This is a genomic window from Pseudomonas sp. AU11447 (assembly GCF_001672555.2).
GTDB lineage: Bacteria > Pseudomonadota > Gammaproteobacteria > Pseudomonadales > Pseudomonadaceae > Pseudomonas > Pseudomonas nitroreducens.
In genome coordinates this window covers 1-1,611 of sequence record NZ_LZDG02000002.1, presented here as the reverse complement: position 1 = coordinate 1,611, position 1,611 = coordinate 1, and the positions used below count along the sequence as shown (strand labels likewise).

At 39.5% G+C, this 1,611-nt stretch carries 2 protein-coding genes; both read left to right on the top strand.

Annotation, left to right across the window (positions count from 1 at the left end):
• Window positions 1-96 precede the first annotated feature (96 nt).
• The gene (locus A6723_RS31045; RefSeq protein ID WP_256545927.1) at window positions 97-768 is read left to right on the top strand and encodes a glycoside hydrolase family 19 protein; all 672 of its coding nucleotides are present in this window, start codon (window positions 97-99) and stop codon (window positions 766-768) included.
• Window positions 769-775: 7 nt separating this feature from the next.
• Window positions 776-1,291, top strand: coding sequence for a hypothetical protein (locus A6723_RS31570; RefSeq protein WP_139092863.1), 516 nt, complete (start codon window positions 776-778; stop codon window positions 1,289-1,291).
• The last annotated feature ends 320 nt before the right edge of the window (window positions 1,292-1,611 follow it).

Here is a 1,611-nt window from a genome sequence, read left to right as displayed (position 1 = left end):
TTGAATCCTTCGGTGTGAGAGCCTGGATTCTACCGGTGGCTGGCTCTCTGCCTCTCGTTTCAAGCGTTGCGCTTATTCTATGAATTCAGGCATCATTTGATTATTCTGCAATATATAAATAAATATGCGAAGGTATACGGCTTAAAAGAGAAAAAAGAGATTGCGCACTTTCTATCCCAAGTGGCGCATGAGAGTAATTTAAAGGTGGTGCAGGAAGGGCTTAGATACAGTCCAAGGAATATGAGAAAAACATTTGGCTGTAGAGTTAATAATGGTGTGAGTGGATACGATCCTGCAACAGATGACTGTAGTCATGGTCGGCTAAGGGATAAGCTTTGGACGCACGAGGGACAGTATTCATTTAATGAAGAGGCTCTTGGGAGCTATGTGTATGCAAACAGAATGGGGAATGGTTCAGAAGAAAGCGGCGAAGGCTATAAATATAGAGGGAGAGGAATGATACAACTTACTGGGAAGTCGGGGTATAGAGATTTTCAAAAGATACACAATGAGCGGAATCCGGATGATATACAGGATTTTTTAAATAATCCTGATTTGATTTCGGAGAAAATAGAATATGCGGTCGAGTCTGCTTTTGTTTTTTGGTTTACGAAAAAAAGCCCATCTGGCGTGCCACTATCGCAAATTGCGAAGCGTGGAACGGTTAGTGAGGTTACGCAAGTCGTAAATGGAGGTCAAAATGGCTACGCAGATCGAAAAAATAGGTTTAACGCAATTGCGCCGCTTTTGAGTATAGAGATAGAGTGATGTAGATATGCCTAATTTTCTCGGTTTTATATTGGTTTTCTTAATAAATTTCTCTGCCTTTGCGGTTGATGATCATGGCGGAAAAATATTGCACGGCCCTTTTCCGGCAATGCTATTGGATTCATCGAGTATATTTTTTTCGGAAACAGACGACAAAAACTACCCTGTGTATTTTTTGCTTAGAAACGATAAGGATAATTCTACTGAAATCTTGGATAAATATGAGGTTTCTGGGTCTTTGCCAACGATAGAAACTGTTTTTTTTTATAGAATAAATAAGGAAAAAAATATTATAGTGCTAGTTTCTTGGAGTGTAAATAGTCGCGGAGTTGGAACTTATGGGGTGCTCTATCAAATTTATGCCTATAAAAGAGTTGGCAAAAAGATAGTTGCCAATTTTTTGATTAAAAAAGATAGCGCTGCAACCGGGTTTGACGGGTATCAAGATGGGCGAGAAGTTCATTTTTATTTGAAAAATGCAGAGGCTATAAAAAAGTACATAAGGTCTCGCTTTGGTGGATAGATAAGCGGTCGAAACTTGAGGGGCAGGTTAGTTAACTAATAAGTGTCGATGCTGGAGATGTGGAAAGTAACAGAAGACTTTGATTGCACCAAGATTTGAGGATTTGCAGAATTTCTGGATTTGCAGCGAGAATTGAGGTGTTGGAATTTGAAAGGTGGAGGGGGTGGGTTTCTATAAGAGGAGATTGGAATGAAATCGTAATTAACGGAGAGATGGGTTGATGGGTAGATTGACTGGAGAGTCTTCTGATAGTTGCAGGATTAGATTGACTCTAAATAGCTGGAGTGGATTTCAGTAGTTGTTTTTTGTTYCTYATTTAT

Excerpts from the sequence above, each read along its gene's own strand:
- A6723_RS31570 (WP_139092863.1), top strand. The coding sequence starts at position 776 with ATGCCTAATTTTCTCGGTTTTATATTGGTTTTCTTAATAAATTTCTCT.